The 6,092-nt window shown below is 30.8% G+C and carries 6 protein-coding genes; all 6 read left to right on the top strand.

The features are described 5' to 3' along the window. Positions 1-646, top strand: a 646-nt coding sequence (locus tag J7M77_RS11940) for a LysR substrate-binding domain-containing protein (RefSeq protein WP_296878843.1), incomplete at its 5' end; no start/stop codon positions are given. A gap of 37 nt (positions 647-683) precedes the next feature. Continuing rightward, the gene (locus tag J7M77_RS11935) at positions 684-818 is read left to right on the top strand and encodes a hypothetical protein (RefSeq protein WP_296878841.1); all 135 of its coding nucleotides are present in this window, start codon (positions 684-686) and stop codon (positions 816-818) included. Between the two features lie 15 nt (positions 819-833). Continuing rightward, on the top strand, positions 834-1,757 hold the full coding sequence (locus J7M77_RS11930; protein ID WP_296878839.1) for a hypothetical protein: 924 nt from the start codon (positions 834-836) through the stop codon (positions 1,755-1,757). A 92-nt stretch (positions 1,758-1,849) separates the two neighbouring features. Continuing rightward, the gene (gene tig, locus J7M77_RS11925) at positions 1,850-3,133 is read left to right on the top strand and encodes a trigger factor (RefSeq protein WP_296878837.1); all 1,284 of its coding nucleotides are present in this window, start codon (positions 1,850-1,852) and stop codon (positions 3,131-3,133) included. A 57-nt stretch (positions 3,134-3,190) separates the two neighbouring features. Further along, entirely contained in the window at positions 3,191-5,512 is a 2,322-nt protein-coding gene (gene lon, locus J7M77_RS11920) for an endopeptidase La (protein ID WP_296878835.1), read from the top strand. Between the two features lie 57 nt (positions 5,513-5,569). Next, positions 5,570-6,092, top strand: a 523-nt coding sequence (yihA, locus tag J7M77_RS11915; protein ID WP_296878832.1) for a ribosome biogenesis GTP-binding protein YihA/YsxC, incomplete at its 3' end; no start/stop codon positions are given.

Here is a 6,092-nt window from a genome sequence, read left to right as displayed (position 1 = left end):
GAAAAAACTTCAAAATCGTTTGGCTAAAGAAGAATTAGTATTTGGAGCAACTTTATCAGTTGGCGAATACATCATGCCTAATATCATTAACTGCTTATTGGCTAAAAAATCAGATTTAACCATTAAGATGAAAGTAGCTAATACGAGTGATTTATTATTGGAAATAAATGAAGGTAAGATGGATTTTGCGATTGTTGAAGGTTATTTTAATAAAAATGAGTATGATTATTTAACTTTTTGTTATGAAAATTATATCTGTGTGGGAGCTAAAGATTTAATGATTGATGGTTACCAGGATATTAATGCTTTATTTAAATATAATTTAATTATTCGCGAAACTGGCTCGGGATCACGAGAGATAATTGAACGCTGGTTAAAAGAAAGAAATTTAAATTTACAGGAATTTGAAAATATTATTGAAATCGGAAATATTAATACGATCAAACAGTTAGTTAGTAATTTGCAGGGAATTACATTTATTTATGAAATGGCAGTAGTTAAAGAACTTGAAGTGGGTAAATTACAGGAAATTAAGATCAATGATTTTAATATTAATCATGAAATTAATTTTATTTGGCGGAAAAATAGTGTCTTTAGTGATTACTATCAACAATTATTTGAGCTGTTTTGTTTGCAAAATGTTTAAGGAACGTTATAATAGATGAGTAAAAGGAGTGATGAACATGCCTTTAACTGATGATGATTTTTTAAAGGATAGTAAACTTGAACTTTATAACGAAGTAATTGAAAGTTTGCAAGAACAAGAAGAAAAAGATGATGAATTAGATTATCAGTTTGATTTAGATGATGATAAGTAAATTTAAGGAGAAAAGATGATTGAAGAATATATTGCCAATAATCAGTTTCAAGATGCTTTAGATTTATTGGAAGATATGGATGATGAATTAACACGATATCAGCGTTTGGTTTGTTTATATGGATTAGGTAATTATCGACAGGCTAGAAATGAAGGAATCTTAGCCAAAGCTAAAGCTAGTAATACTTATTATGATGTTGTCAGTATTTATGTGGCGACTTTAAAAGAATTAGAGGAATTTGAAGAAGCAATCAATATTATTATTGAAGAACTTTCAATGCCTTATATTCCTTTTGAGTATGAAACAATGTTTAATGCAGCTTATGATGAACTGTTATTAGCTAAACATGAAGCTAATGAGGGTATGGAACGTTATAATCAGGCTTTTAGTTTAGATGATATTGAAAATATCTTACAAAAAGATCAGGTTAATGATGATTTGCTGTATATGGCGATTGAACAGTTAGAAGGAATGAATATTCGTCGTTTATTGCCGGCAATTCGTAACTTTTTAAAAGATGAACGTAAAGGTTCGTTTGCTAAAAGTTTACTAATTGAATTAATGATCGATCAGGAAATTGATGAAGAAATGATCTTGATCAAAAATGGAGTAAACTATGAAATCAATCCTAGTTTTGCACCGCTAGTTTTAGATCAGGAAGTAGTTGCAGAAATTTCAAAGTTATTGTCAGAAGGGATTGAAGATGAAAATCCATCATTGTTTGCTTTATGCCAGGAGTTTTTAGGCTATTACTTGTATCTAGTTTATCCTAAATATATTGATTATGATGATTATCGTCCAATTGCCGGAGCTATCCATTATCATGTAGCATCAATGCAGTATATTGATATTGAACTGCTTGATATTGAATTTCTATATAACTGTGATCAAGAAGATGTTTTAGAAAAGTTAAATGAAATTAAAGAAATTGAGTATTAAAGAAAAAAATTGCATGATTAATTGTTCAAATAAGTTGAATTAATGGTATTGTTAGTATATAATACGTGATGAAACTAAAAAAGGAGAATAGTATGAAAGTCAGTAATAAAAAATTAGAAAATGCAATTGTTGAATTAACAGTAGCGTTTGAAAGTGACGAATGGAAAGCCGTTCAAGATAAAGCGCTTAATAAATTAGCTAGAAATGTAAAAATTGATGGATTTAGACAAGGGAAAGCTCCAGTTGCTTTGGTTAAATCTAGAGTATCTAAAGCTAGTATTTTAGAAGAAGCTTCAGATATGATCTTACAAGAAAAATTTGTATCTATTTTAACTGATGCTAATGTTGAACCAGTAGCTCAACCATCTTTATCTATTAATAAAATTAATGTTGATGAATTAGAAGTAGTTATCAATGTTCCAGTAAAACCTGAAGTAGAATTAGGGGAATACAAAGGATTAGAAGTTAAAAAAGGTCGTGTAGCAGTAACTAAAAAAGAAATCGAAGAACAATTAGCTAACTACCAAAGCCAATTTGCTGAATTATCAATTAAAGAAGGTGGAAAAGTAGCTAAAGGTGATACTGCTGTAATTGATTATGAAGGATTTGTTGATGGTGTAGCTTTTGACGGTGGAAAAGGTGAAAACTATCCATTAGAAATCGGTAGTGGTGCATTTATCCCAGGATTTGAAGATCAATTAATCGGGATGACTACTGATAACGAACAAGAAATTAAAGTTACTTTCCCTGAAGATTACGGGGCTGAAAACTTAGCTGGTAAAGAAGCTACTTTTAAAGTAACAGTTCATGAAATCAAAGAAAAACATTTACCAGAAATCGATGATGAATTAGCTAAAGATGTTAATATCGATGGGGTAGAAACATTAGAAGAATTAAAAGCTCATATCAAATCACAAATTAAAGCTCGTAAAGATAGCGAAAGTGAAAATAAATTCATGGATGATATCTACAAAGCTTTAGTAGAAAACTCAAAAGTTGAAGATAGTGAAGCTTTATTGAAACAAGAACAAGATATGATGTTACAAGAAATCGAACAAAACTTACAAAGACAAGGTTTGAATTTTGAAGTATATGAACAATTCACTGGAAAATCTAAAGAAGATGTTCGTGAAGACATCAAAGATCAGGCTGAACAAAGAGTTAAATTAAACTTAATCTTAGAAGCAATTATTAAAGAAGAAGAATTAGCAGTTAGCGATGAAGAACGTGAAGCTGAATTACAAAAAATTGCTGATATGTACCAAAAAGAATTAGACGAAGTTAAGAAAATTTTTGAAGGAAATATGAGCCATGTCGAAAATGACATCTTAACTCGTAAAGCTATTGATTTAGTAAAAGACAATTTAAAGAAATAAAAAGACGCTCATAAATGCGTCTTTTTAATAAATTTTAGAAAATAGGAGGAACCGAAAATGAACGAACAAACTGTATTAACATTGCCAGTAGTTTGTACTCGGGGAATGGTGGTATTTCCAGAAAACCATCTAACTTTAGACGTTGGTCGCCCCGTAAGTTTAAAAGCACTTCAGTTAAGTACTAATGAACATGACAACAATATCATTTTTGTTTCACAAATTAATCCTTTAGAGGATAATCCTTCTTTTGATGATGTGTACCATATTGGTACTCTTTGTAAAATTGAACGAAAAGTAAGACGTGATAGTTCAGGAACAATTAAATTAACTGTTTTAGGAGCTAAAAGAGTTGAATTAACTAATTTTGAAATCCATCAAGGCAGTTTATATTCAACTGCTAAGATCATTGAAGATGAACTTGGTGATCGTAATGAAGAAGTCGCTTTAGTTCGTAAAGCTACTTCATACTTTGAACAAGCTAAACGCAGTATGCCTAATATGCCATTAGATTCAATCAATCGTTTATCTGGTGGTGTTTCAGCAAGTGTTTTAGCGGATACAATTGGACAATATTTACCAGTTGATCTAAAACAAAAACAACAAATCTTAGAAACAATCAATGTTAATGAAAGATTGTTAAAAGTAATTAGTTCAATTGAATCAGAAAAAGTAATTGGTCAAATTGAAGAATCAATTAATCGTAAAGTTCGTGAAAGTATCGATGAAAATCAACGTGAATATTATTTACGCGAAAAATTACGGGCAATTAAAGAAGAACTAGGTGATTCAGTACCAAAAGAAGACGATGCTGAAACAATTCGCGAAGAATTAAACAACCATCCTTATCCTAAACATGTAAAAGATAAGATTGAAGAAGAATTGCGTCGTTTTGAAACGATGCCAGCAGCATCTTCAGAAGCTAACGTCGTTAGAACTTATATTGACTGGATGATGAAAACACCTTGGTATCAAGAAACTAAAGACGTAGAAGATATCCAAAAAATCGAAGATATTTTAAATGCAGATCACTATGGATTAGAAAAAGTTAAAGAAAGAATCGTTGAGTATTTAGCAGTAAAACAAATGACTAATTCTTTAAAAGCACCAATCATTTGTTTAGCCGGTCCACCAGGGGTTGGTAAAACATCAATCGCTAAAAGTATTGCACGTGCTTTAGATCGTAAATTTATCAAAGCCTCTTTAGGTGGGGTACGTGATGAAGCTGAAGTTCGCGGACATCGTCGCACTTATCTAGGATCAATGCCTGGAAGAATCATTCAAGGAATGAAAAAAGCTGGGGTTGTTAATCCGGTCTTCTTGTTAGATGAAATCGATAAGATGTCAAGTGATTATAAAGGGGATCCAACTAGTGCAATGCTAGAAGTATTAGACCCTGAACAAAATAGTTTATTCTCTGATAACTATTTAGAAGAACCTTATGATTTATCAAGAGTACTTTTCATTGCTACAGCTAATGATCTTGGTAATATTCCTGGTCCTCTACGTGATCGTTTAGAAATTATTGAATTATCTTCATATACTGAACAAGAAAAACAAATGATTGCTAAAAATCATTTGATCAAAAAGCAATTAGCTGCTCATGGTTTAAATGATCAACAGTTAACTTTTGATGATGATGCATTAATGTATATTATTCGTCATTATACTCGTGAAGCTGGAGTTCGTGATTTAGAAAGATTAATTGCTAAAATTTGTCGTAAAGCTGTTTTAACAGTTTTAAAAGATAAACAAGAATCTTTACACGTAACTGTAGATAAACTTGAAGAGCTATTAGGTAAAGCGCCATTTGAACATACTAAAAAATTAGCTAATGATCAAATTGGTGTCGTTACTGGACTTGCTTATACACAATTTGGTGGTGATATCTTACCAATTGAAGTAAATCATTTCCAAGGAACAGGTAAATTTATTATTACTGGACAACTTGGTGATGTTATGAAAGAATCAGCATCAATTGCTTTAGACTACATGAAAGCTAATAAAGAAAAATATGGATTAGAAAATATTGCTTTTGATAAAGAAGATATTCATATCCATGTTCCTGAAGGAGCTATCAAAAAAGACGGTCCAAGTGCTGGGGTAACCCTAACAACAGCGATATACTCAGCATTTAAAAATAAACCAGTTCACAACGATGTAGCGATGACTGGTGAAATCACTTTACGTGGTAATGTTTTACCAATCGGTGGTTTAAAAGAAAAATCAATTTCAGCACATCGTTCAGGTATTAAAAAGATCATTATCCCTAAAGATAATGCTAAAGATATTGATGATATCCCAAAATCTGTTCAAGATGAACTAGAAATTGTTTTAGCTGATCATATTGATACAGTATTAGATCATGCAATCGTAAAATAAGGGTTAAAACTTAACCCTTTTTTTCTTGAATATGTTACAATAAAAGAGGTGATGAAAATGGCAAAAATTAAAAAAGCAGAATACGTTTTATCCGCAGCATGGAAAAGCCAATGGCCAAAAGAATCCTTTCCCGAAATGTGTTTAGCTGGGCGCAGTAATGTTGGTAAAAGCAGTTTTATTAATGCAATGTTAAATCGTAATGGTTTAGCTAAAGTGTCCAGTACACCAGGTAAAACAAGAACCTTAAATTTTTATAATGTTAATGATGCTTTATATTTTGTTGATGTTCCTGGTTATGGTTATGCTAAGGTAAGTGATAATGTAACTAAACAGTTTGGTAAAACAATGGATGAATATATTAATCATCGTAATACTTTAAAAGGGTTTATTTTATTAGTAGATTATCGTCATAAACCCAAAAAAGATGATGTGTTAATGTATGAATTTGTTAAACATTATAATGTACCAGTTATGGTTGTTGCTACTAAAGAGGATAAATTAAAACGAAATGATCTGCAAAAAAATGAAAAATTAATTAAAGAAACTTTAGGTTTCCATCCTGAAGATAAATTTGTCCGTT

The organism is Thomasclavelia sp. (genome assembly GCF_017889095.1).
Lineage (GTDB): Bacteria > Bacillota_I > Bacilli_A > Erysipelotrichales > Coprobacillaceae > Thomasclavelia.
Note: the sequence above shows the minus strand (reverse complement) of the source record. Positions and strands in the feature narration are given on the sequence as shown.

Excerpts from the sequence above, each read along its gene's own strand:
- J7M77_RS11935 (WP_296878841.1), top strand. The coding sequence starts at position 684 with ATGCCTTTAACTGATGATGATTTTTTAAAGGATAGTAAACTTGAACTT.
- J7M77_RS11930 (WP_296878839.1), top strand. The coding sequence starts at position 834 with ATGATTGAAGAATATATTGCCAATAATCAGTTTCAAGATGCTTTAGAT.
- tig (WP_296878837.1), top strand. The coding sequence starts at position 1,850 with ATGAAAGTCAGTAATAAAAAATTAGAAAATGCAATTGTTGAATTAACA.
- lon (WP_296878835.1), top strand. The coding sequence starts at position 3,191 with ATGAACGAACAAACTGTATTAACATTGCCAGTAGTTTGTACTCGGGGA.